This window comes from Cronobacter dublinensis subsp. dublinensis LMG 23823 (assembly GCF_001277235.1).
In the GTDB taxonomy this organism is placed as follows: Bacteria; Pseudomonadota; Gammaproteobacteria; order Enterobacterales; family Enterobacteriaceae; genus Cronobacter; species Cronobacter dublinensis.
The window spans coordinates 556,449-578,179 of record NZ_CP012266.1 but is presented as its reverse complement, the minus strand read 5'-3'; the positions used below and the strand labels follow the sequence as shown (position 1 = coordinate 578,179).

Below are 21,731 nucleotides of genomic sequence, written 5' to 3'. Positions count from 1 at the left end.
GACCTATGGCAAATAGCCTCTTTTATTTTTTTCGGCTCATTGAATACTCTTTCTGCTAATAGACTTCCCAACGAGCGCTACTGCATGGAGATTAACAATGAATGTGTTAATGATTGATAAGCAATCGATATTTATTGAAGGAATGGCATCGGTGCTGAAGCAGTTTATTCCAGAAATAACCATCTGCGGATTAAATAACCCGAATGAGATAGACACGACACTGCGTTATTTTCCGGCCTCGTTGATTTTACTGGACGGTGACGCGGGGAAAAGCGTGAACATTGATCTGCTGGATGATTTAGCGCAGCGCCACCCGGCCATTCCGGTGGTGTTGCTGATCCATCAGTGCCAGCCCGCGCTGCTGCGGCTGTTTCTGCGCCACCACGTGGCGGCATTCGTGCGGCGCGATTCGCCGCCAGAAGCGATTGTCCAGACGCTGCGCGCCGCCGCGATGGGGATGCTGTGCTTCCCGCAGGAGAGTATTTCGCTGCTGGACAGCGGCCCGAGCGCGCTGGCGCGGCTGAGCGAACGCCAGCGTGAAATCCTCAAACTGCTGGCGGCGGGGGAATCGAACAAGCAGATCAGCCGCCATCTGAATATCAGCGCCGGCACCGTGAAGGCCCATCTGGAATCGATATTCCGTCGCCTTAACGTCACGAATCGCACCCAGGCGGCAATGATGTATTCCGGGGATGAATAACGCTCTGTTGATGTGTTAATTGATGATACAAGATTAATCATGCTGACGATTAAGGGGCATTATGCGCGACATAATGCCCCTGTTTGTTTACCGCGGATAGCTGGTTAATACATACCATTGACCTTTACTACTTTTTACCATCTTGATAAAAGCTTTGCTATCACCATTAATATCCTGGTAAACGCCATTCCTGTATACTCTGCCGACAATTTCTGATGCGTTTCCTTTCATATCACTATACAGATTAATAAAATTTTTAGCTGGCGCAGGGGCATTACAAGCCTTCTCAATCGCCCAACCAACGGTTTTCCACATCGCCTCTGCACTTTGCCAGGTTGAAGCCGTTTTTTTATCATTTTTGAGGCAGCCGTCTTTACCATACAGCGCCCGCTCCTTAAGCCATTCGTCACTTTTGGCGATATGGCACTCCACCAGATGCCCGCGCTCGATCTTCTGCGCATCAGCCCAGGCGGCTTCACCACCCGGTTGCGGGAAAACGCACGCCGGTCCCGGTAGCGGTGCTGCCCAGCTACTGAAAGAAAACGCCATTAACGTGGCGGCAAAAGCGCCGGACATGACGCGGGTTTTGGTGATACCTGAAACCAGATTAATAGTAAACATATCTCTCTCCTGCACGTAAATAAAAGGGAATGCGAACTCGCAGGATTAAAATAAATTCAGGCGAGCATCAGGAATATTCGCCGGGTGGCAGGAAATCATCGCCGTTTAGCCTGGGCCATTTCCCGGAATAACCTTGTGAGCTATTCCGGGAACGGTTATGGCGTGGTCTTTTTACGTGGCGAACGGGGCGGGGATTTTTTGCGGGCAGGGGTAATCGCTTTTTTAGGTTTTGGCAAAGGCGCTGCGTTTTTACGGCTTATCATGACGCTCCAGAAATAATAAATCGCCACCAGCCCTACCCCCATATCTTTTAAGATCCAGAAAGGCAGCGTCTGCGCCATAATATTTTTATCCAGCAGTAAATAAGGCAGATTAAGACCACTTTGGGCCGCAAAGCCAAACGCCGCCACTAATAATCCGAGCCGATACCAGAGCGGGATTAACAGCATTCGGGTGTTCAGCGCGCTGATAAAAATCACTATGGCGACGGTGATATCGATAAGCGTAATGGCCCAGAACAGTAATTTAATCGATAGCATTACGACTCTCCTGATTTCGGGCGTCGGGGCGGGCGCTTGCGTGCAGGCGCGCGTTTCGTCACGCCGCGGGCGACGCGCTTAAGCTCGCCCGCCACCTGCAAAATGTCGTGCCCTTCGCGACGGTTAAAGAAATTGGCAAGCCAGGCGATCATCCCGACGCTCAGCGCGCCGACGAAATACCCGATACCCATCGCGATATCGCTGTCCCGGAAGTTCATACCGAGCCAGTGGGAAATAAATCCGCCCAGCGTAAAGGTCGTGGTGACGCTGATCGCGCCAATAATGATCCCGGCGGCGAGCCGGCCATGCTGATGCAGTTTTTTAGGCTGCCAGAAAAAAGAGACGCTCAGCCCGCCGAACAATCCGGCGAGCGCCGCCAGGCACTGGCTTAACAGCTCATGAATGTTTTGATCCGCCATAGCGGCACCTCAGTGAAGCAGCCCCAGTGCCGCGCGCCGGGGCTGCGGCGGTTACTGACAGGGAGGCAGCGCTACCACGCTGGCGTCATTATCGGTCGAGAGATAACGCGTCATGTTCTGGAAGCTGAAGATGAGATGTCGACCGCTGCTGATGCCCCGCACGCTGTCGATATCGGCGGTGAACCATTCACCCGGCTCCGGCAGCGGTACGCCCGTATAGCGGTCCCCACCCAGCTGTTTTTGATTGAGCGACCAGACGCTCCACAGCGAATCCTGCGGATTGCCGCTCCAGCCCTGCTGGCGTGCCTGCTCACGCGTCACATATTCGCGGGGCAACACGTCGTTCTTATTCAGGCTGCGTAACAACACAGTGAGTTTAGGGACATCCCTAACGGGCTTTTTATTTTGCTGCACCAGTTCCTGATTCGCGTTCTTTACCACCAGATCGCATTCCGGCAAACTGGCGTAACCCGGCAGGGTAAATAAGCATGCAGCGAGCCCCATGCCGATCGGCATGTATTTAAAACGTTTCATGAGTTGTTCCTTAAATTAATGGGTCAGAGCGCGGTCAGAAATAAAAGGCGCTCGGCTTCACGGCGACGGGTTAAACCGGCCAGCACGTTACCGCCCGCTTTATTCCAGCGTAAAAACTGATCCGCCGCCTCGCGATAACTGCCTTGATTCAGCAGCCTCAGCAGTGTACTGCTTTGCAGGTTGCCGAGCCCTACGTTAAACGCAAAGCTCACCAGCGCGTCAAACTGGTTCTGGTTCACATCGACCGTCACCAGCTTGCGAATGCCGCGCTCGGTCATGCCTAAATCGGCGCGCAGGAGATCTTCCGCCTCCTGAAGCGTTAAGGCGCGGGTAAAGTTTTCCTCCGGTAAAATAAGATGGCCGTAGCCGATGGTCCATTTGCCGACCGCGTCCCGATATTTCTCCAGCCGCAGTCCTTCAAATGATTTAATTAATTCCACGCCGGGTATACCGGTATTAACGGGAATATTAGCCATTGTCATTACTCCTGTCTGTCGGTTTAGGGAGAACCTGATTGGTATATTCTTCAATCAGGCGCATCACGCTTTCAGGCGGCTCCAGTACGGTGAACTGCATTTCAATGTCCACATGGTCGCTGTCACGCCCGTTGTTATCCCGGCTCTGCGGCGACATGCTGACGTGAAAACGCCCTACCGCATCGTCGGACACGCCTGCCGGCGCGCTTTGCTGCTCAACCGCATCCGTGCGTACCGTCAGGAACACTTTCATCTTTTCGAGCATCAGCCCGCGCGGTGTGGCCAGCGCCACCAGCGGCAGCTTGAAGTGGTGGTTGTCATCAAGCGCCATCTCAATGACTTTCGGCACCAGCCGCCCGTCGTCGCTGTGCTCGAAGAAGGGATCCAGCGCCTGCATATACTGATGGGCGATGAGCTGGTTCGCGGAGGTCGCCGCGTGCTGCATGCCGCGGGTGATATCTGCGAGCGTAACGGGCATCCCGCGCGGCGGCGGCCCTGACGGCGGCGTACCGCTGCCGGGGGGCGGCGAGCCTGGCGGCGGCGCGCCCGGCGGCAAAGGGTCGGGCGGCGTGATATCCGCGGCGGCGACAGGGCGCTGTACGGGCTCGTCCGGCGGGTCTACCGCTGCCGTGCCCTGGGTGGACGCCGTCGTTAACGGCGCCTGCCCGCCACCCGCCCCCGTTTCCCGGTTGCCGCGTATCCAGTCTTTCAGTGACATAGTGCGCTCCGTGAGAAATGAGGCTGCCAGGCAGCCTCAGGGTTAGCTATCAGGGGGTTCTGGTGGCAGGTGCGGCGTTATTGCCCGCAGGCGCGACCGGCGTGACGGGATACGTATCGAGCGTTTTGTCGTCCAGCTTTTTGGCTTCGGACGGCAGAATGGCCGGGCGCGTGGCCGCATCGGTCAGGAAGTCGATCACACGCATCAGCGCTTCCGGCGGCGGCTGGCGCTTCACCTGGGTGTGAATGCTGTATTTCGCGCGCGTGTCGGTGGAGCGGGTTTGCTGCGCTTTATGCGAAACGCGTCCGCTGATCTTCACGCTAAACGGCCCCCAGCCCACCGACGCCTCCAGCGACGCTTCCGCCGCGGTTTCGCTGTTGCTGGATTCGCTCTGCGAGACTTCCAGCTCGAAGTCGATGGTCCCTTCTTCGATGCTGATGTTCGGGTGAGAAATCGCCGCCAGCAGCGGGATACGCATGGTCTTTTTCACCACGCCCTGAATCACGCCTTTTTCATCCACCACGGTTTCGTCGTAGTCGAACTGCACCGCCTCCGCCTTGCCGTCTTTGATACAGACGGAAAGCAGGAAATCGGCATACGCTTTGCTGGCCTGCACCTGCGCTTTGATCATCGCCTGCAGCGGCCCGCCAATCATGTGTTCCAGCGGCAGCGCATTAATGACCGATCCGATAAATTGAGAATCCATAATGCTTACTCCTGTGAGTGTGTAAGAACGTCGCGATGCGAATTCGCAGGAGTCACATTACCGGGCGCTAAACCGGCGAAATAGTAGCCTGATGCCGGACGAAGACGAGGGAAAATGGCCCAGGACATTGGGAATAGTCCCGCTTAACCGTTCGAATGTTAACGATATGAGCGGTTGGCGTCGGGGGGTGCTGCGCCGCGCCAGCGGAATGCTCTACACTCCTTGTCAGTGTCCACAACAAAGGAAACCGCGATGACCATCATCAAAAGTTACGCCGCGCACGAAGCTGGCGCAGAGCTTGAGCTCTATGAGTACGACGCAGGCGAGCTGAAGCCTGAGGATGTGGAGGTTGAGGTTGAGTACTGCGGCATCTGCCACTCCGATCTCTCGATGATCGACAACGAATGGGGCATCTCGGCGTATCCGCTGATTGCGGGCCACGAGGTGATTGGCCGCGTGAGTTCACTGGGTGCCAGCGCGCAGAACAAGGGCCTGAAAGTGGGCCAGCGCGTCGGGATCGGCTGGACGGCGTCGAGTTGCGAGCACTGCGACGCGTGTATCAGCGGCAACCAGGTAAACTGCCAGCACGGCAGCGTGCCGACCATCCTGAATCGCGGCGGCTTCGCCGATAAAATTCGCGCGAACTGGCAGTGGGTGATCCCGATGCCGGACAATATCGACGCCGCCTCCGCCGGTCCGTTGCTGTGCGGCGGCATCACGGTGTTTAAACCGCTGCTGATGCATCATATCACCGCCACCAGCCGTGTCGGCGTTATCGGCATCGGCGGCCTCGGCCATATCGCTATCAAGCTGCTGCGCGCGATGGGCTGCGAGGTGACGGCGTTCAGCTCGAACCCGTCGAAAGAGCAGGAGATCCTGGCGATGGGCGCGGATAAGGTAGTGAACAGCCGTGACCCGAAAGCGCTTGAAGCGCTGGCCGGGCAGTTCGACCTGATTATTAACACCGTGAACGTGTCGCTCGACTGGATGCCGTATTTCCAGGCGCTGGCCTGGGGCGGGAATTTCCATACCGTCGGCGCGGTGATGAAGCCGTTCGAAGTCCCGGCGTTTTCGCTCATCATGGGCGACCGCAGCGTGACCGGCTCCGCGACCGGTTCTCCGCACGAGCTGCGCTCGCTGATGAAGCTCGCCGCACGCGCGAAAGTGGCTCCGCAGACCGAAGAGTTCCCGATGTCGCGCATCAACGAAGCGCTGCAACACGTGCGTGACGGTAAAGCCCGCTACCGCGTGGTGTTAAAGGCAGATTTCTGAGGTTGAAAGTAAAAGCAAAGGCGCCGCGAGGCGCCTTTTTTATGGGATGTGTAGCGTCGTTGTCGCAGGATGGGTACTTTATTTTGTGCCATGGTGGGTGCGCTTCGCTTACCCACCCTACCAATCACCACCCGCGCCTAACGTGGGCGGGTAAGCGCCGCGCACCCGCCACCCCGCCCTATCACCCGCCGCCAGGCGCTATCAATGCCCCGCCTGGCTTCTCAACTGCGCCAGCTGCTGGAGCAGGTCATGCACCGGCACCACGCCAAACAGCATCTCGTTTTGCGTGATCCAGACGGGTGCGACCAGCAACACCCCGGTCGCGATCGCACATGCCAGCAGCGAGCCGAGCAGCCAGCAGCTGCGCAGGCGTCGTTGCTGTTTGCTCCATTCGGTCAGCGACGGTCCAAAGTTGCGCCGCATCCAGCGTCGCCGCCACAGGTAACCCACCAGCGTGCCGACCAGCGCGATGCCCGCCATCGGTATGCCATGTACCAGGGCGATACCCTGTAGCCCCGCCTGCACATTCCACACGCCATCAATATGGCCGGGAGCCGTCAGGTAAATGCGCCCGGTATCAAAGTTCATCATCCCCTGCTTCTGGTACGCCGTGAGCACCGGCAGCAGCAGATACATCATCAGCGCCGTAAACAGGCTCCACTTCACCATCGACCAGCGCTGCACCGCGCTGACGATATTGCCGAGGCTCGTCAGCGCCTCGTTAAGATAAGGCGTCGCGAACGCCCGGTTCAGCGCCTCGCGAAGCGCGTCGCCCCGCTTGCCGCGACGGTGCTCCAGCAGCATGCTCTGGTGCGCTTCCGACTCCATAAACGTCTGCACCGTTTTACGGCTGGCGCGACCCACCCACGGGTTGCGCCGTTTCGCGGGCGTCGCCTCGCGCACCAGCATATCGAGATCGTTTTTCAGCAGCGCCTGCAACACGTGACCGGCGTCGAGGATATGCGGCTTCACGCCGTAGAGGATCCAGCGGATGGGCTCGTCGCCCGCCTCCGGGAGCGGGCTCTCCAGGCGACCAAACGGCACGTTCGCGTTATACACGGCATGGACGTCGCGGCGGGTGTAGTCGATATCGTTATAGGTGATCTGAACCGGACCGTACTGTCCAAGCGACGGCAGGCCCGCTTTGTAGAGCCCTTCGCGGATGTATTCCGGCACGTCCGCCTGCGGATAGACCAGCTGGTAGTCGGGCGTCGCGGCGGCCGTGAGCGACGTAAGATGCGACATCACCCCGGTGCCGTTACACGGCGAACACTGCTTATCGCCTGAGCCGCCGCAGCTGCTGCATCGCACCTTGCCGCTGCCGAAACAGTTAGAGCAGCTCTCGTAGTAGTTCTCGATGCGGTTCTGCTTGCTGTAGTGATCGTAATAGCTGCGCTGGCGCATCACCTGGCCGCTGCCGCTGCAGTGGTAGCAGGAGGTTTTGCCGGAGCCGTGGCAGCTGCCGCAGTTGACCGAGCCCTTGCCGTGGCAGTTGTTGCAGTTCTCCGTCAAACAGACGCGGATCGGGTGATAGTACACCGTCTCTTCGTTTTGCCAGTCGCCGTAGGGCCGCGAGAGCAATGACGCGCGGGCGTCATCCAGTGTGGTGTCGCGGGCGAGTACCGCGCTGGTCTGCGCCTGCATGGCGCGCTCGTAGTCCGGCCGCGTGCGGCAGACGTGAATATCCTGCCGCGCGGAAATCCGCCCCGCCTGGGTTGCGGTCTCGGTTCTCACCTTAAAGACGAGCCGCACGCTTATCTGGTAGTGGAAGTCGATATAGTCGACAGGTACGACGCTGAGCTCGCCGGGTTCAAGGCGCGTGGAGTCTCTGACAAAGGTTTGAATGGTGGTGTCGCAGGCGGCAAGCCAGGCGTCTTTCATGGTGTATCCTCGGGCGAAGTGAATCCGTCAACATGCAGGCCGCCTTCAGACAGGGCCGCTCATCGCTTTTATCGGGGAAAACGCAGGATGTTAGCATAGCGCGCGGGAAGGCTATGCTCCTGATTCTGGTGGGGATGCGAGCCGTAGTCGTGGTGTGAGGTGGTGCGGTGGGTGCGCTGCACTTACCCACCCTACGTAAAAGATGAGGGGCCTGGATGGGGCGGGGTTTTGTAGGGCGAAGCGCACCCGCCAGCGGGCGTTAACAACGCTAACGGTGGCGCTACCCGCCCTACAACATCACATGCTCATCGCCTTAAACACTTCGGCGACGGCCACCGCGCCGGGGTCTTCGACGCCTTCGAGGTTATCGCGACCCACGTAGGATGAACGCCCGGCCCGGGCTTTGCCCATCTGCGCGGTGGCCTGCGCGCCCTGCTCCGCGGCCTGCGCGGCGGCGGCGAGATCGTGCTGCTGCAACGCATCGAGCGCCGGTTGCAGGGCATCGATAAGCGTGCGGTCGCCAGGCGCCGCGCCGCCGTAATGTTTCATCTGCGCAAGGCCCACCTGCAAGGCGTCAGTCAACGACGCGCCCTCGGCCACCTTCTGCCCGGCGGCGGTGAAAAATATCGACATCAGCACGCCGCTGGAGCCGCCCATCACGGTGGCGAGCCGCTCGCCGATAAGCTGCAACAGCGCGGCGGCGTCGTTCAGCGGCAGCTGGTGTTGCGCGAGTTTCTGCGCGATATCCCGCGCGCCTTCGGCAAAGGTCGAGCCGGTATCGCCGTCGCCCACCCTGGCATCAAGCGCGTTCAGCCGCGCCTCCAGCCCGATAAGCGTCGAGGTGGCTTTTTCCACCAGCGTACTGACGTGCGGCTCCTCCGAAGGCGCGGCCTCCACGCTGTCGCGCACCAGCGGATGCGGCTGGGTATGCACTTCGCCAGACGGTACCGGCGGCAGCCAGCCCGCGGTCTCCACTGGCGCGGTCAGCGCCTGTTCGAAGGTATGATTCAGCGGCAGCAGCGAGAGCGAAAAGCCTTTCATATCGAGCGCACTCACCAGCGGCGCGGGGCCGATAAGCCAGTCGATGCGGTCTTTCAGCGCCGAGCGCGACAGCTCGCGGGTCAGCAGCGACATCTCAAGCGTCGAGGCGCCGCCAAGATTATTGATAAGCACCGCGAGGCGCGCGTCAGCGGGCACGTGCGGCGCAAGGCGCTCCACCAGCATATTGACGATGTCCCGGCTGTTCTGGGTATGAATGGTGCTCGCCCCCGGTTCGCCATGAATGCCAAGCCCCAGCTCCGCCTCACCGGGTTTGATACGCCCGTCGTCGTCGCTGCTGCCTGGCAGGTTGCAGGTTTGCAGCGCCACGCCGAGGCTTTTCACCGCGTCGCTCGCCTGCTGCGCCAGCGCGCGTACTTCACTGAGCGACTGGCCCTGCTCGGCCGCGAAACCGGCGATTTTATGCACCAGTGCTGTCCCGGCGATGCCGCGCGGCTGCTTGTTATCTTCGAGCGCCACGTCATCGGAGACGATCACTATCTCCACTTTCAGCCCGTGGCGTTTGGCTTTTTCCGCCGCCAGCCCGAAGTTCAGCCGGTCGCCGGTGTAGTTTTTAACAATCAGCAGGCAGCCGCGATCGCCAGTGACCGCCACAATGGCGTTCAGCACCGCCTCCACGCTCGGCGAGGCAAAAAGGTCGCCGCATACCGCCGCCGTGAGCATTCCCTTACCGACAAACCCGGCATGTGCGGGCTCATGGCCGGAGCCGCCGCCCGAAATCACCGCCACTTTGCTTTTATCCCAGTCACGGCGGGCAACCACGCGGATGGCGGGGTCGATATCGAGGCGAGTGAGGTTCTGATGACGGGCGGCGAGGATCAGGCCGTCAACGGCGTCGTTAATGAGGTGTTTACGGTCGTCAAAGAAGAATCTGGACATGATTTCCTGCGAGTCAGTGAACGGTATGCAAAGCATAGTCGTTTCACACGCAGGCGGTGCTCAGAGCCCGTATTCGCCGTAGCCGCGCCGCTTTTGCAGTCGATCCAGCCAGCGGCCAGCAAAGTGAACGCCCACTAACACGACAACCAGAAAGCCGGTGTGCAGCCAGAAGGCGACGCGCCCGTCGAAGATAAAAAAGCTCAGGATGAAATACGGCAGCGCGGCGCTGGTTATCGCAAAAAGCAGGTGTTCGCCCAGTGAGAACAGGCGCAGCACATCGTCAGCGTCCGCCTCCCGCGGCGATCCTGCCGTTACCACGCCCACCGCCAGGCTGCGGCGGTCCACATGGCGCGCGAGCAGCGCGAAAAGCAGCGCCAGTACGGCGAACACGCCGCCCTCAAAGGCCAGCCACGGCAGCGGATCGCGAAAATAAAAGTAAGCGCCCACTATCAGAATCAGCACCAGTACCTCAGGCACAAAGGCGAGATGCGCGAAGAACAGGAGGAACAGCGAGGCGAGTTGTTTCATGGCTTCCCGGCGAACGTGAACAGCGAGGAAAAGCACTCCCCCAACGGTAGAGGGAGTGCGGCAGATGTCAGGCGCGTTTCATCAGCAGCCAGAGGCTTATCAGGAAGAAGCTGGCGCTCGGCAGCAGCGCGCCGATAATCGGCGGGATGCCGTACACCAGGCTCAGCGGACCGAAGATCTGATCCAGTACGTAGAAGATAAACCCGAAACTGATGCCGGTTACCACGCGCACGCCCATCGGCACGCTGCGCAGCGGCCCGAAGATAAACGACAGCGCCATCAGCATCATTACCGCCACCGAGAGCGGCTGGAAGATTTTGCTCCACATATTGAGCTGGTAACGGCTGGCGTCTTGCCCGCTCGCCTTAAGGTAAGTGACGTAGTTGCGCAGGCCGCTTATCGACAGCGCATCCGGGTCGAGCGCCACGACGCCGAGTTTGTCCGGCGTCAGGTTGGTTTTCCAGGTGCCGGTCAGGGTCTGCGAGCCGGTGATTTGCTGCGGATCTTTCAGATTCGATTCATCCACCTGCGACAGACGCCACAGCTTTTGTTTAGCGTCGAATTTGGCGCTGGCGGCGTAGCGCACCGACTGCAAGCGACGCTTATCGTTAAACGAATAGATGCTGATACCGCCGAGCTCGTTCTCGCCTTTCACGCGTTCGATATAGACGAAATTGCTGCCGTCTTTCGCCCACATGCCTTGCTGGGTCGAAAGCAGCGAGCCGCCATACATCTGCTGCGCGCGCAGGTTACGGGCCATCTGCTCGCCCTGCGGCGCCACCCATTCGCCGATAGCCATCGTGAAGATAACCAGCGGAATGGCGGTTTTCATCACCGAGGCGGCCACCTGCATACGGGTGAAGCCGGACGCCTGCATGACGACCAGCTCGCTGCGCTGCGCCAGCATGCCGAGCCCCAGCAGCGCGCCGAGCAGCGCAGCCATCGGGAAGAAGATCTGGATATCTTTCGGCACGCTCAGCAGCGTGTACGTGCCGGCACCGAGCGCGGTATAGCTGCCTTCGCCGGTCTTTTTCAGCTGATCGACGAACTTGATGATGCCTGACAGCGACACCAGCATGAACAGCGTCATCATTATGGTGTTAAAAATTGTTCTGCCGATGTACCGGTCAAGAACGCTAAATCCCAGCATCGATCACTCCCCGACGCGCAAAACGGGCGCGAATGCGGCGCACCGGCACGGTGTCCCACAGGTTCAGCGCCACAGCCAGCGCCAGATAAAGCAGGTTAACGGCCCACATCCAGACCAGCGGATCAAGCTTGCCTTTCGCGCCGTTAGAGCGCAGCGAGGTCTGGAGCAGGAAGAAGATAAGGTAGAGCAGCATCGCGGGCAGCATCGAGAGCACGCGGCCCTGACGCGGGTTGACCACCGAGAGCGGCACAACCATCAGCGCCATGACAATCACCGCGAACACCAGCGTCAGGCGCCAGTGGAACTCGGCGCGGGCGGATTTGGCATCAGACTGCCAGAGCGTTTTCATGTCCATCTGCTCGGCATCGTCCGGGTCCAGCGCCACGGCCTGATGGCCGATGATCGCCTGGTAATCTTTAAAGTCGGTGATGCGGAAATCGCGCAGCAGCGCGGTGCCCTCAAAGCGGGTGCCCTGATTGAGCGTCACCACCTGCGAGCCGTCCTTACGCTGGGAGAGTTCGCCGGAGTCGGCAACCACCACGGACGGGCGCGCGTTGCCTTTCGGGCGCAGCTGCGCCAGGAACACGTCTTTGAATTTGCTGCCGTCCACGCTTTCGATGAACAGCACCGCGTTGCCGTCGGTCGCCTGCTGGAACTGGCCCTGCGCGAGCGCCGCCATGCCGGGGTTGGCTTTCGCCTCCGCCAGCACTTCGTCCTGATGGCGCGATGACCAGGGGCCCGCCCACATGACATTCACCGCAGCGACAATGCCGGTCAGCAGCGCCAGTACCATGGCGGCCTTCACCAGCACCGCTTTGCTCAGCCCGCAGGCGTGCATGACGGTGATTTCGCTTTCGGTATAGAGCCTGCCGAGCGTCATCAATAGCGCCAGGAACAGACTTAACGGCAGGATGAGCTGCGCCATTTCGGGCACGCCCAGACCGAGCAGAGAGAGCACGAGGTTAGTCGGGATATCGCCGTCCACCGCCGCGCCAAGAATTCTCACCAACTTCTGGCAGAAGAAGATCAGCAACAGGATGAACAAAATCGCCAGTTGGCTTTTGAGCGTCTCCCGAACCAGATATCTTATGATTATCACATTAAATACGCCTGTGAATACGAGTCTTTTTGCAGGAAAATCGCTTGTTTCATGGCTTAAACGTCATTTATTCTCTTGAGTCGTCGAAAAGATCGCTAAGATTACATATCTTAACGGCTTCGCGCTTCAAGCGTTGCTGACGAGCCGAAACCAAAACAACATTCGTTAAGATTAACACGAAGTCATCGCAACAGCGGAGCAAGAGTTACGAAGTGGTTAATTCTATCTGTAGCCGCCGCCGTTGTCTTTAAGATTCAGGAGCGTAGTGCATGGAGTTCAGTGTAAAAAGCGGGAGCCCGGAAAAACAGCGCAGTGCCTGCATTGTGGTAGGCGTTTTCGAACCGCGCCGTCTCTCTCCCATCGCCGAACAACTCGATAAAATCAGCGACGGCTATATCAGCGCCCTGCTGCGTCGCGGCGAGCTGGAGGGCAAACCGGGCCAGACCTTGTTGCTTCACCACGTTCCGAATGTGTTGTCAGAACGTATCCTTCTTATCGGCTGCGGCAAAGAACGCGAGCTCGATGAGCGCCAGTACAAACAGGTGATTCAGAAAACCATTAACACCCTGAATGATACCGGTTCGATGGAAGCGGTCTGCTTCCTGACCGAGCTGCACGTCAAGGGCCGCAACACCTACTGGAAAGTGCGCCAGGCGGTAGAAACCGCGAAAGAGACGCTCTACAGCTTCGACCAGCTCAAGACCAACAAGAGCGAGCCGCGCCGCCCGCTGCGCAAAATGGTATTCAACGTGCCGACGCGACGTGAGCTCACCAGCGGCGAGCGCGCTATCCAGCATGGTCTGGCGATCGCCTCCGGTATTAAAGCGGCGAAAGACCTGGGCAACATGCCACCGAATATCTGCAATCCGGCTTATCTCGCCTCGCAGGCGCGTCAGCTGGCGGATGCGTTCAGTAAAAACGTCGTCACTCGCGTTATCGGCGAGCAGCAGATGAAAGAGCTCGGCATGCACTCGTATCTCGCGGTCGGCGCGGGCTCGCAGAATGAATCGCTGATGTCGGTGATTGAATACAAAGGCAGCAGCGAGCCGGACGCCCGTCCAATTGTGCTGGTGGGGAAAGGGCTGACCTTTGACTCCGGCGGCATCTCGATCAAACCATCCGAAGGGATGGACGAGATGAAATATGACATGTGCGGCGCGGCGGCGGTTTACGGCGTGATGCGCATGGTGGCGGAGCTGAACCTGCCGGTGAACGTCATCGGCGTGCTGGCGGGCTGCGAGAACATGCCTGGCGGGCGCGCGTATCGTCCAGGCGACGTACTGACCACGATGTCCGGCCAGACGGTTGAAGTGCTGAACACCGACGCCGAAGGCCGTCTGGTGCTGTGCGACGTGCTGACGTACGTCGAGCGTTTCGAGCCGGAAGTGGTGATTGACGTCGCGACGCTGACCGGCGCGTGCGTGATAGCCCTTGGCCATCACATTACCGGGCTGATGTCGAACCACAATCCGCTGGCGCATGAGCTTATCGGCGCGTCGGAGCAGGCGGGCGACCGCGCCTGGCGTCTGCCGCTGGCGGATGAATTCCAGGAGCAGCTGGAGTCCAATTTCGCGGATATGGCGAATATCGGCGGCCGTCCTGGTGGGGCGATCACGGCAGGGTGTTTCCTGTCGCGCTTTACCCGCAAATATAACTGGGCGCACCTGGACATCGCCGGCACCGCGTGGCGCTCCGGCAAAGCCAAAGGCGCGACCGGCCGCCCGGTGGCAATGCTGTCGCAGTTTCTGCTGAACCGCGCCGGGTTTAACGGCGAAGAGTAAAGCCTGGCCCTCTCTCCGTTGGGGAGAGGGTATCGCCCTGTGTTAAGGTAAAAGGCGGGTGCGCTTTGCTTACCCGCCCTACGCAAACTATGCGGCGTGTGTAATAACGGCGGGTGCGCGTCGCTTACCCGCCTTACCAAACACCTCCCTGCACGACGGCGGCGAGGCAAAACCCCGTAGGGCGGGTTAGCGTAGCGCCACCCGCCATCCTCAGGCCAGAATCAAGACAAGCAGCCAACAGCGAGGCAAGGTGAAAGACCACGGGTATAGCTCATGAAAAACGCAACGTTCTACCTGCTTGATAACGACACGCACGTCGACGGACTGAGCGCGCAGGAAGCGCTGGTGTGCGACGTCGCCGCAGAGCGCTGGCGCTCAGGCAAACGCATTCTGATTGCCTGCGTCGACGAAGCCCAGGCGACCCGCATCGATGAAGCGCTCTGGAAACGCGACCCGGACAGCTTCGTACCGCACAATCTGGCGGGCGAAGGGCCACGCGGCGGCGCGCCGGTAGAGATAGCCTGGCCGCAAAAACGCGGCAGCAGCCCGCGCGAACTACTGATAAGCCTGCTGCCCGAGTTTGCAGCTTTTGCCACTGCTTTCTATGAAGTGGTAGACTTCGTACCTTACGACGAATCCCAGAAACAACTGGCGCGCGAACGCTACAAAGCCTATCGCGCCGCCGGTTTCCACTTGACCACGGCCACCTTCACGGCGCCCGGAACGACACAGTAGAAATGGAAAAGACATATAACCCCCAAGATATCGAACAGCCGCTTTACGAGCACTGGGAGCAGCAGGGCTATTTCAAACCCAACGGCGACGAGAGCCAGGAAAGCTTCTGCATCATGATCCCGCCGCCGAACGTCACCGGCAGTTTGCATATGGGTCACGCCTTCCAGCAAACCATCATGGACACCATGATCCGCTACCAGCGCATGCAGGGGAAAAACACCCTGTGGCAGGTCGGCACCGACCACGCCGGTATCGCGACCCAGATGGTGGTTGAGCGTAAAATTGCCGCTGAAGAAGGCAAAACCCGCCACGATTATGGCCGCGACGCGTTCATCAAGAAAATCTGGGAGTGGAAAGCGGAATCCGGCGGCACCATCACGCGCCAGATGCGTCGTCTGGGTAACTCGGTCGACTGGGAGCGCGAACGTTTCACCATGGATGAAGGCCTCTCCAACGCGGTGAAAGAGGTATTCGTCCGTCTTTATAAAGAAGATCTGATCTATCGCGGCAAACGTCTCGTGAACTGGGACCCGAAACTGCGTACCGCCATCTCTGACCTGGAAGTGGAAAACCGCGAGTCGAAAGGCTCCATGTGGCACATCCGCTATCCGCTGGCGGACGGCGCGAAAACCGCTGACGGCAAAGATTACCTGGTGGTGGCCACCACCCGTCCGGAAACCCTGCTGGGCGATACCGGCGTTGCCGTTAACCCGGAAGATCCTCGTTATAAAGATCTGATCGGCAAATTCGTCGTGCTGCCGCTGGTAAACCGCCGGATCCCAATCGTCGGCGACGAACACGCCGACATGGAAAAAGGCACCGGCTGCGTGAAGATTACGCCAGCGCACGATTTCAACGACTACGAAGTGGGTCGTCGTCATCAGCTGCCGATGATCAACATCCTGACCTTTGACGGCGATATCCGCGAAAGCGCGGAAGTCTACGACACCAAAGGCAACGAATCTGACGTTTACTCAAGCGAGATCCCGGCGCAGTTCCAGAAGATGGAGCGTTTTGCCGCGCGTAAAGCGATCGTGGCAGCCGTGGATGAACTCGGCCTGCTCGAAGAGATCAAACCGCACGATCTGACCGTGCCTTACGGCGATCGCGGCGGCGTGGTTATCGAACCGATGCTGACCGACCAGTGGTACGTGCGCGCCGATGTGCTGGCGAAACCGGCGGTAGAAGCGGTTGAGAACGGCGATATCCAGTTCGTGCCGAAGCAGTACGAGAACATGTACTTCTCCTGGATGCGCGATATTCAGGACTGGTGTATCTCTCGTCAGCTCTGGTGGGGTCACCGCATCCCGGCGTGGTACGACGATCAGGGCAACGTCTACGTGGGCCGCACCGAAGACGAAGTTCGCCTGGAAAACAACCTCGGCGCTGACGTCGCGCTGCGCCAGGATGAAGACGTGCTGGATACCTGGTTCTCCTCCGCGCTGTGGACCTTCTCCACCCTCGGCTGGCCGGAAAACACCGACGCGCTGCGCCAGTTCCACCCGACCAGCGTCATGGTCTCCGGCTTCGACATCATCTTCTTCTGGATTGCCCGCATGATCATGATGACCATGCACTTCATCAAAGATGAAAACGGCAAGCCGCAGGTGCCGTTCCACACCGTCTACATGACCGGGCTTATCCGCGATGACGAAGGCCAGAAGATGTCCAAATCCAAGGGGAACGTTATCGACCCGCTGGATATGGTTGACGGTATTTCCCTTGAAGACCTGCTTGCCAAGCGCACCGGCAACATGATGCAGCCGCAGCTGGCGGAGAAAATCCGCAAGCGCACCGAGAAGCAGTTCCCGGACGGCATCGAGCCACACGGCACCGACGCCCTGCGCTTCACGCTGGCGGCGCTGGCCTCGACCGGTCGCGATATCAACTGGGATATGAAGCGTCTCGAAGGCTACCGCAACTTCTGTAACAAACTGTGGAACGCCAGCCGCTTCGTGCTGATGAACACCGAGGATCAGGACTGCGGCTTCAACGGCGGCGAGAAAGTGCTGTCGCTGGCGGACCGCTGGATCCTGGCGGAATTCAACCAGACCGTGAAAGCGTACCGTGAGGCGCTGGATAACTTCCGCTTCGATATCGCGGCGGGTATCCTGTACGAATTCACCTGGAACCAGTTCTGCGACTGGTATCTGGAGCTCACCAAGCCGGTCATGAACGGCGGCAGCGAAGCTGAGCTGCGCGGCACCCGCCATACGCTGGTCACCGTGCTGGAAGGCCTGCTGCGTCTCGCGCACCCGATTATTCCGTTTATCACGGAAACCATCTGGCAGCGCGTGAAAGTCATCGCGGGCATCAACGCCGATACCATCATGCTGCAGCCGTTCCCGGCGTTTGACGCCGCACGCGTGGACGACGCGGCGCAGGCTGATACCGAGTGGCTGAAGCAGGCGATCATCGCCGTGCGCAACATTCGCGCCGAGATGAATATCGCGCCGGGCAAACCGCTGGAACTGCTGCTGCGCGGTTGCAGCGCAGACGCGGCGCGTCGTGTTAACGACAACCGCGGCTTCCTGCAGACGCTGGCGCGCCTCGAAAGCATCACCGTGCTGCCTGCCGATGATAAAGGTCCGGTATCCGTGACCAAAATCATCGACGGCGCCGAGCTGCTGATCCCGATGGCGGGCCTTATCGACAAAGACGCCGAGCTGGCGCGTCTGGCTAAAGAAGTCGCCAAAATCGAAGGCGAAATCGGCCGCATCGAAAGCAAACTCGGCAACGAAGGTTTTGTGGCGCGCGCGCCGGAAGCGGTCATTGCGAAAGAGCGCGAGAAACTCGCGGGCTATCACGAAGCGAAAGCGAAACTGATAGAACAGCAGGGCGTCATTAGCGCGCTTTAATTCCTGCGTTTAATGAAAAAGCCGGGGAAACCCGGCTTTTTTTATTGCTGCGCGCGGCGATTAATTTACCTTAATGCCAACGGGCGACATTATCCCCTGCCCGTTTATTTTCGCTGGCAGGAAAATAAAACGGCATAAAAAAACGGCGCTCCTCAGAGCGCCGTTTTTATTTACCCGAACACGAGGCCCGGAAACGTATTATCAGAGAGCGAAAGGCAGCACGGAGAAACCGCGGCCCAGCACGCTTGCAGGATCGTTACGCGCCTGCTCGTCATGATCGACCAGCGCCAGGTTATCCAGCTCGCCATCCACATGGGTGTTTTCCAGCAGATAGCGCGTCAGGCGTACTTTCGCCCACGGCCACGCCAGGCCCAAAGTAATACCGCAGAGCATGAAATTGCTCAGGATCAGCCACACGAAGGCACCGACGCTCACGGTGGAGCGGAAGGTAATCCCCCCTTCGAGAGACATCTGCTGATAAGCGTAGTTACGCACTTTAACGAACGCGAAGCTAAAGCAGACCAGGATGCCGACAAGATAAACCATATAGGCCATGATCACAGTGGAGAACATCGACAAGCCCGCGCTCAGCATGGCTTCTTCGCTGGCCCCACCGTACAGGCTTTGCTGTAAAATCTGGGTCATCATCGGGACAGTCATCACGATCACGATAACGATGAACGGCACGAACAGCAGCATCGCTTTCAGGTAGATGAAGGTGCAGGTTTTGACGTTCAGGTTAATGGCGAAACGGTGTTTACCGTATTGCAGGTTATTGACCAGCAGCCCGTACCACTGGGCGGCGTAAATCCCCTGCATCAGCGCAGTACCGCCGAGGCCAACAACGATGGAGAGCACAATGCCGACGATAATGCCGGTCAGGCTGGCGCTGGAGCCCGCGAGGGTAAACACAAGAGAGATAACCACAAAGATAAGCACGGCAATCAGCAGCGGGCAACCCAGCATCACCCACCATGCGCGCAGCGGGCTCGCTTTAAAGCTAAAACGCATCCCGTTGAGCTGGGTCATCAGCAGCTGGTAGCGCAGGCCCTGCATAATCAGGAACGGCGCGAAGGCAATAAACAGTACCACCATGCACAGCATTAAAAAGGTGTTCTCATACACCGTGTTAATCACGAACACGACATAGAGAAGCGCGAGGCACAGCCAGCCGACGAAAATCGCGCGGCCCGTGGCGTGATAGGAGAAACGCGCGCCAGCAAGCTCTGTATTTTCATAGAAATAACGACGCGCACGCACCATCGCCCACGGCAAAAACAGTCCGGCGGTGAACACCGTTAACAGTATGTTGACCAGCCAGACGGGGAAATAACCGCCGCCGCTGCCCTGAAACGAGAATGCGTGTGTCTTATTCCCTGCCAGGAATTTATTATCGTCTGACATAACAATCCTTATTCTGTAAAAAAGAAAAAAGCGCCGTTATAACCATTAATATCTTAGGGTTAATCCAGTGCGTACTTTAGTGTAATAAAGGCCGCAGAAGAATAATAGCAGCCAATATTCCTGGGCTTGCGTGTCTCTTCTGGTAATGGTATTAAGCACAAAACTATGTTGGATATATGACATCAGAGCAGAAAATGAATGTTGAGGCGCCGGTTGAAATAATCATGCGCCGGATGACGGCCGCGGATAACGCGACCGTCGCCCGGGTGATCCGCCAGGTTTCCGCGGAATATGGCCTGACCGCCGACAAAGGCTACACGGTCGCGGACCCGAATCTCGACGTGCTTTACACGCAATACAGCAAGCCGGGCCACGCTTACTGGGTAGTGGAACTCGATGGCGAAGTCGTAGGCGGCGGCGGTATCGCGCCGCTGGCGTGTAGCGAAACAGACCTCTGCGAGCTGCAAAAAATGTATTTTCTGCCTGCCGCGCGCGGCAGAGGGCTTGCCAAAAAGCTGGCGCTCCAGGCGCTGGAATTCGCCCGCGCGCAGGGGTATCGCCGGTGCTACCTGGAAACCACCGCGTTTTTAAAAGAAGCCATCGCGCTGTATGAGCGTCTCGGCTTTATGCATATTTCAGAGCCGCTCGGCTGCACGGGGCATGTGGACTGCGAAGTGCGAATGTTAAAAACGCTCTGAGCGCCGAAATAAAAAAGCCGGGATAACCCGGCTTTTTTTTATTCTTGCTGCATGGAGATGCGGATAGCGGGCCCGGCTTTTTCCGGCGGCAGCGCCAGCACGTTATGCCAGAGCTCCTGCACCATATTGCAGACCTCTTTTTCCTTGCCGACGCCTTTTTGCGGGTCGGTAAAAACGTCAATCGTGTCGCCATATTTGGCCGCCAGCGCCTGACCAATCGGGGCCAGCGTCTCTTCAGCCAGCTTCTGCTCTTCGGCGGTAACTTTATGCGTGTTCGGACCGTAGCTTGCCGACAGCAGCTTCAGCTCGACGTCCATCCGCTTCGCAATGACCTCTTTTGACAGTAGCTTGACCGGGTTAACGCCGCCTTTCACCTGCGGCATCAGGAAGCGGAAACAGGCGTCGTCGCTGTGCTGCTGCATTTCGCGGGTCTGCTCCATATTGACGCGCATATACGCCATCACGTCGGTATCCGGCGCGAACTGGATCCGCTTCATCTCCAGATCGGCCATCTGCGGCTGGATCATATCGATAACTTCCTGCTCCGTTTTGCCCTGCTTCACCATCTCAACCGCCTGGTTTCGCATGCGCGCGTAAAACGCCGGATCTTTTTCTTTGATAAGCGCATACACCGGCATGCTGCTAAATGCTTCATCAAAACCCTGCTCAGGAGACGTTGCCTTGCTGCCTTTAAGCCAGGCGATATCCGCGATGTTCCACAGCACAATGCCGACCACGAAAATCGCAATGGCGGCGAGCTTGTTGACTTTGCCTTTCTTGTAAAGCGTCGAGGCGATGCCCGCAAGCGCCACGCCAACCAGCGCGGAAAGCAACACATGATTCCAGTTCATTTTTATCCCTTCGGTATTGATAGTTTTTATACAGCGCAGGTCTGCGCGTGCGCCGGAATGCCGCTGTGAAAACGAAATTCGGCATCGGGCTGGTTAATCAGTCGCGCTTCCGCCTCGCCCAGCGCCTGCACGCGCGGCGTGATGTCGTCGGGTGAAATCCGCTGCGCCAGATCCAGGTAATCCTGATAGTGGCGCGCTTCCGAGCGCAGCAGCGACAGATAAAACTTCTGCAAATCGTCATCCAGATACGGTGCCAGCGCGGCGAAACGCTCGCAGGAGCGCGCTTCGATATACGCGCCGCAAATGAGTTTGTCCACAAGCGTCGCCGGCTCATACGTGCGCATTTCGCGCCGCATCCCGCGCGCATAGCGGCTGGCGGTAATTTTCACGTAGGGGATGTTACGCGCCTGCATCACTTCGCGCACCTGCCAGAAGTGGTGTAGCTCTTCTTTGATAAGCAGCACCATGCTGTCGATAAGCGCCTGGCCCCACGGATCGTCGGTCTGCGGCATCACGCTTTTGCCGATGCGCTTATGCAGCGCCAGAAAATCTGGCTCCGGCCCTTCGCGATAGGTGAAGTCTTCATACGGTTTCAGCCAGCCGAGCAGCTCGTCCGAGCCGCTTTTATCCGCGACATAGCGGCGAATCAGCAGCATCGCGGTTTGCGCGGCTTTCAGCTCGCAAATCATGTGGTCGGTCAGCAGCAGCGGCAGGTTTTCCGGCGCTCTGGCTTCATCTATCCAGGCTTGCGGGGTCGCGCAGTGAAGGAAATTTTTAACGGGGAGAAGGAGTGCGTCGTAATTCATGCGGGGGTTCCTGAACT

Annotated in this window: 21 protein-coding genes; 6 read left to right on the top strand and 15 right to left on the bottom strand. The window is 58.7% G+C overall.

Annotation, left to right across the window (positions count from 1 at the left end; all coding sequences use genetic code 11):
- Positions 1-97: 97 nt before the first annotated feature.
- Complete coding sequence (locus tag AFK67_RS02740; protein WP_007723017.1) at positions 98-700, top strand: helix-turn-helix transcriptional regulator; 603 nt, start codon at positions 98-100, stop codon at positions 698-700.
- 87 nt (positions 701-787) lie between these two features.
- On the opposite strand, the gene AFK67_RS02735 is transcribed toward AFK67_RS02740, so the two are convergent.
- From AFK67_RS02735 to AFK67_RS02705, 7 genes are all read right to left on the bottom strand, one after another.
- Entirely contained in the window at positions 788-1,321 is a 534-nt protein-coding gene (locus AFK67_RS02735; protein WP_007723018.1) for an RNase A-like domain-containing protein, read from the bottom strand.
- 155 nt (positions 1,322-1,476) lie between these two features.
- On the bottom strand, positions 1,477-1,860 hold the full coding sequence (locus AFK67_RS02730; RefSeq protein WP_007723021.1) for a hypothetical protein: 384 nt from the start codon (positions 1,858-1,860) through the stop codon (positions 1,477-1,479).
- Positions 1,860-2,279, bottom strand: coding sequence for a hypothetical protein (locus AFK67_RS02725; protein WP_007723024.1), 420 nt, complete (start codon positions 2,277-2,279; stop codon positions 1,860-1,862). Before AFK67_RS02725 ends, AFK67_RS02730 begins: the two co-directional genes overlap by 1 nt.
- A gap of 51 nt (positions 2,280-2,330) precedes the next feature.
- Positions 2,331-2,813 (bottom strand): hypothetical protein, encoded by a 483-nt coding sequence (locus AFK67_RS02720; protein ID WP_007723027.1) that lies wholly within the window; start codon positions 2,811-2,813, stop codon positions 2,331-2,333.
- Between the two features lie 23 nt (positions 2,814-2,836).
- Positions 2,837-3,289 carry a lysozyme gene (locus AFK67_RS02715; RefSeq protein ID WP_007723030.1) on the bottom strand — a complete coding sequence of 151 codons (453 nt, stop codon included), beginning with the start codon at positions 3,287-3,289 and terminating at the stop codon, positions 2,837-2,839.
- Positions 3,282-4,007 (bottom strand): DUF2589 domain-containing protein, encoded by a 726-nt coding sequence (locus AFK67_RS02710; protein WP_038884869.1) that lies wholly within the window; start codon positions 4,005-4,007, stop codon positions 3,282-3,284. Before AFK67_RS02710 ends, AFK67_RS02715 begins: the two co-directional genes overlap by 8 nt.
- Positions 4,008-4,056: 49 nt before the next feature.
- A complete protein-coding gene (locus AFK67_RS02705; protein WP_007718290.1) occupies positions 4,057-4,713 on the bottom strand; it encodes a DUF2589 domain-containing protein in 657 nt (218 codons plus the stop codon).
- Between the two features lie 252 nt (positions 4,714-4,965).
- Between AFK67_RS02705 and ahr the strand changes: the two genes are divergently transcribed.
- Positions 4,966-5,985 carry an NADPH-dependent aldehyde reductase Ahr gene (gene ahr / locus AFK67_RS02700; RefSeq protein ID WP_007718292.1) on the top strand — a complete coding sequence of 340 codons (1,020 nt, stop codon included), beginning with the start codon at positions 4,966-4,968 and terminating at the stop codon, positions 5,983-5,985.
- A gap of 201 nt (positions 5,986-6,186) precedes the next feature.
- Here ahr and AFK67_RS02695 read toward each other — a convergent pair whose 3' ends face one another.
- From AFK67_RS02695 to lptF, 5 genes are all read right to left on the bottom strand, one after another.
- Positions 6,187-7,866: a DnaJ-like cysteine-rich domain-containing protein gene (locus tag AFK67_RS02695; RefSeq protein ID WP_007718294.1), complete on the bottom strand. Its 1,680-nt coding sequence runs from the start codon at positions 7,864-7,866 to the stop codon at positions 6,187-6,189.
- A gap of 297 nt (positions 7,867-8,163) precedes the next feature.
- A complete protein-coding gene (locus AFK67_RS02690; protein WP_007718295.1) occupies positions 8,164-9,804 on the bottom strand; it encodes a glycerone kinase in 1,641 nt (546 codons plus the stop codon).
- Between the two features lie 60 nt (positions 9,805-9,864).
- Complete coding sequence (locus AFK67_RS02685; RefSeq protein ID WP_007718297.1) at positions 9,865-10,332, bottom strand: hypothetical protein; 468 nt, start codon at positions 10,330-10,332, stop codon at positions 9,865-9,867.
- A gap of 67 nt (positions 10,333-10,399) precedes the next feature.
- The gene (gene lptG, locus AFK67_RS02680) at positions 10,400-11,482 is read right to left on the bottom strand and encodes an LPS export ABC transporter permease LptG (RefSeq protein WP_007718298.1); all 1,083 of its coding nucleotides are present in this window, start codon (positions 11,480-11,482) and stop codon (positions 10,400-10,402) included.
- Positions 11,469-12,581 carry an LPS export ABC transporter permease LptF gene (gene lptF / locus AFK67_RS02675; protein WP_007718300.1) on the bottom strand — a complete coding sequence of 371 codons (1,113 nt, stop codon included), beginning with the start codon at positions 12,579-12,581 and terminating at the stop codon, positions 11,469-11,471. The genes lptG and lptF overlap by 14 nt, the downstream gene beginning before the upstream one ends.
- Positions 12,582-12,850: 269 nt before the next feature.
- Here lptF and pepA point away from each other — a divergent pair, with 269 nt between their 5' ends.
- The 3 genes from pepA to AFK67_RS02660 all read left to right on the top strand — a co-directional run bounded on the left by pepA (position 12,851) and on the right by AFK67_RS02660 (position 17,955).
- Positions 12,851-14,362, top strand: a complete 1,512-nt coding sequence (gene pepA / locus AFK67_RS02670) for a leucyl aminopeptidase (RefSeq protein WP_007718303.1) — start codon at positions 12,851-12,853, stop codon at positions 14,360-14,362.
- Between the two features lie 273 nt (positions 14,363-14,635).
- Positions 14,636-15,097: a DNA polymerase III subunit chi gene (locus AFK67_RS02665; protein WP_038875020.1), complete on the top strand. Its 462-nt coding sequence runs from the start codon at positions 14,636-14,638 to the stop codon at positions 15,095-15,097.
- 2 nt (positions 15,098-15,099) lie between these two features.
- Entirely contained in the window at positions 15,100-17,955 is a 2,856-nt protein-coding gene (locus AFK67_RS02660; RefSeq protein WP_038884872.1) for a valine--tRNA ligase, read from the top strand.
- A 201-nt stretch (positions 17,956-18,156) separates the two neighbouring features.
- Here AFK67_RS02660 and AFK67_RS02655 read toward each other — a convergent pair whose 3' ends face one another.
- On the bottom strand, positions 18,157-19,359 hold the full coding sequence (locus AFK67_RS02655; RefSeq protein ID WP_007718317.1) for a YjgN family protein: 1,203 nt from the start codon (positions 19,357-19,359) through the stop codon (positions 18,157-18,159).
- 194 nt (positions 19,360-19,553) lie between these two features.
- Between AFK67_RS02655 and AFK67_RS02650 the strand changes: the two genes are divergently transcribed.
- Positions 19,554-20,057: a GNAT family N-acetyltransferase gene (locus tag AFK67_RS02650; RefSeq protein WP_038884874.1), complete on the top strand. Its 504-nt coding sequence runs from the start codon at positions 19,554-19,556 to the stop codon at positions 20,055-20,057.
- A 38-nt stretch (positions 20,058-20,095) separates the two neighbouring features.
- Here the strand turns inward: AFK67_RS02650 and AFK67_RS02645 are convergent, their stop codons facing one another.
- Positions 20,096-20,908 carry a hypothetical protein gene (locus tag AFK67_RS02645; protein ID WP_038884876.1) on the bottom strand — a complete coding sequence of 271 codons (813 nt, stop codon included), beginning with the start codon at positions 20,906-20,908 and terminating at the stop codon, positions 20,096-20,098.
- A 26-nt stretch (positions 20,909-20,934) separates the two neighbouring features.
- The gene (gene miaE, locus AFK67_RS02640) at positions 20,935-21,714 is read right to left on the bottom strand and encodes a tRNA isopentenyl-2-thiomethyl-A-37 hydroxylase MiaE (RefSeq protein WP_007718326.1); all 780 of its coding nucleotides are present in this window, start codon (positions 21,712-21,714) and stop codon (positions 20,935-20,937) included.
- Positions 21,715-21,731: the final 17 nt, after the last annotated feature.

What these genes read in the sequence shown, in the direction of transcription:
- AFK67_RS02725 (WP_007723024.1), bottom strand. Translation starts at nt 2,279, where the DNA reads ATGGCGGATCAAAACATTCATGAGCTGTTAAGCCAGTGCCTGGCGGCG.
- AFK67_RS02650 (WP_038884874.1), top strand. Translation starts at nt 19,554, where the DNA reads ATGAATGTTGAGGCGCCGGTTGAAATAATCATGCGCCGGATGACGGCC.
- AFK67_RS02690 (WP_007718295.1), bottom strand. Translation starts at nt 9,804, where the DNA reads ATGTCCAGATTCTTCTTTGACGACCGTAAACACCTCATTAACGACGCC.
- AFK67_RS02665 (WP_038875020.1), top strand. Translation starts at nt 14,636, where the DNA reads ATGAAAAACGCAACGTTCTACCTGCTTGATAACGACACGCACGTCGAC.
- AFK67_RS02740 (WP_007723017.1), top strand. Translation starts at nt 98, where the DNA reads ATGAATGTGTTAATGATTGATAAGCAATCGATATTTATTGAAGGAATG.
- AFK67_RS02710 (WP_038884869.1), bottom strand. Translation starts at nt 4,007, where the DNA reads ATGTCACTGAAAGACTGGATACGCGGCAACCGGGAAACGGGGGCGGGT.
- AFK67_RS02655 (WP_007718317.1), bottom strand. Translation starts at nt 19,359, where the DNA reads ATGTCAGACGATAATAAATTCCTGGCAGGGAATAAGACACACGCATTC.
- AFK67_RS02685 (WP_007718297.1), bottom strand. Translation starts at nt 10,332, where the DNA reads ATGAAACAACTCGCCTCGCTGTTCCTCCTGTTCTTCGCGCATCTCGCC.
- AFK67_RS02695 (WP_007718294.1), bottom strand. Translation starts at nt 7,866, where the DNA reads ATGAAAGACGCCTGGCTTGCCGCCTGCGACACCACCATTCAAACCTTT.
- pepA (WP_007718303.1), top strand. Translation starts at nt 12,851, where the DNA reads ATGGAGTTCAGTGTAAAAAGCGGGAGCCCGGAAAAACAGCGCAGTGCC.
- AFK67_RS02720 (WP_007723027.1), bottom strand. Translation starts at nt 2,813, where the DNA reads ATGAAACGTTTTAAATACATGCCGATCGGCATGGGGCTCGCTGCATGC.
- AFK67_RS02730 (WP_007723021.1), bottom strand. Translation starts at nt 1,860, where the DNA reads ATGCTATCGATTAAATTACTGTTCTGGGCCATTACGCTTATCGATATC.
- miaE (WP_007718326.1), bottom strand. Translation starts at nt 21,714, where the DNA reads ATGAATTACGACGCACTCCTTCTCCCCGTTAAAAATTTCCTTCACTGC.
- AFK67_RS02645 (WP_038884876.1), bottom strand. Translation starts at nt 20,908, where the DNA reads ATGAACTGGAATCATGTGTTGCTTTCCGCGCTGGTTGGCGTGGCGCTT.
- AFK67_RS02660 (WP_038884872.1), top strand. Translation starts at nt 15,100, where the DNA reads ATGGAAAAGACATATAACCCCCAAGATATCGAACAGCCGCTTTACGAG.
- lptG (WP_007718298.1), bottom strand. Translation starts at nt 11,482, where the DNA reads ATGCTGGGATTTAGCGTTCTTGACCGGTACATCGGCAGAACAATTTTT.
- AFK67_RS02705 (WP_007718290.1), bottom strand. Translation starts at nt 4,713, where the DNA reads ATGGATTCTCAATTTATCGGATCGGTCATTAATGCGCTGCCGCTGGAA.
- ahr (WP_007718292.1), top strand. Translation starts at nt 4,966, where the DNA reads ATGACCATCATCAAAAGTTACGCCGCGCACGAAGCTGGCGCAGAGCTT.
- AFK67_RS02715 (WP_007723030.1), bottom strand. Translation starts at nt 3,289, where the DNA reads ATGGCTAATATTCCCGTTAATACCGGTATACCCGGCGTGGAATTAATT.
- AFK67_RS02735 (WP_007723018.1), bottom strand. Translation starts at nt 1,321, where the DNA reads ATGTTTACTATTAATCTGGTTTCAGGTATCACCAAAACCCGCGTCATG.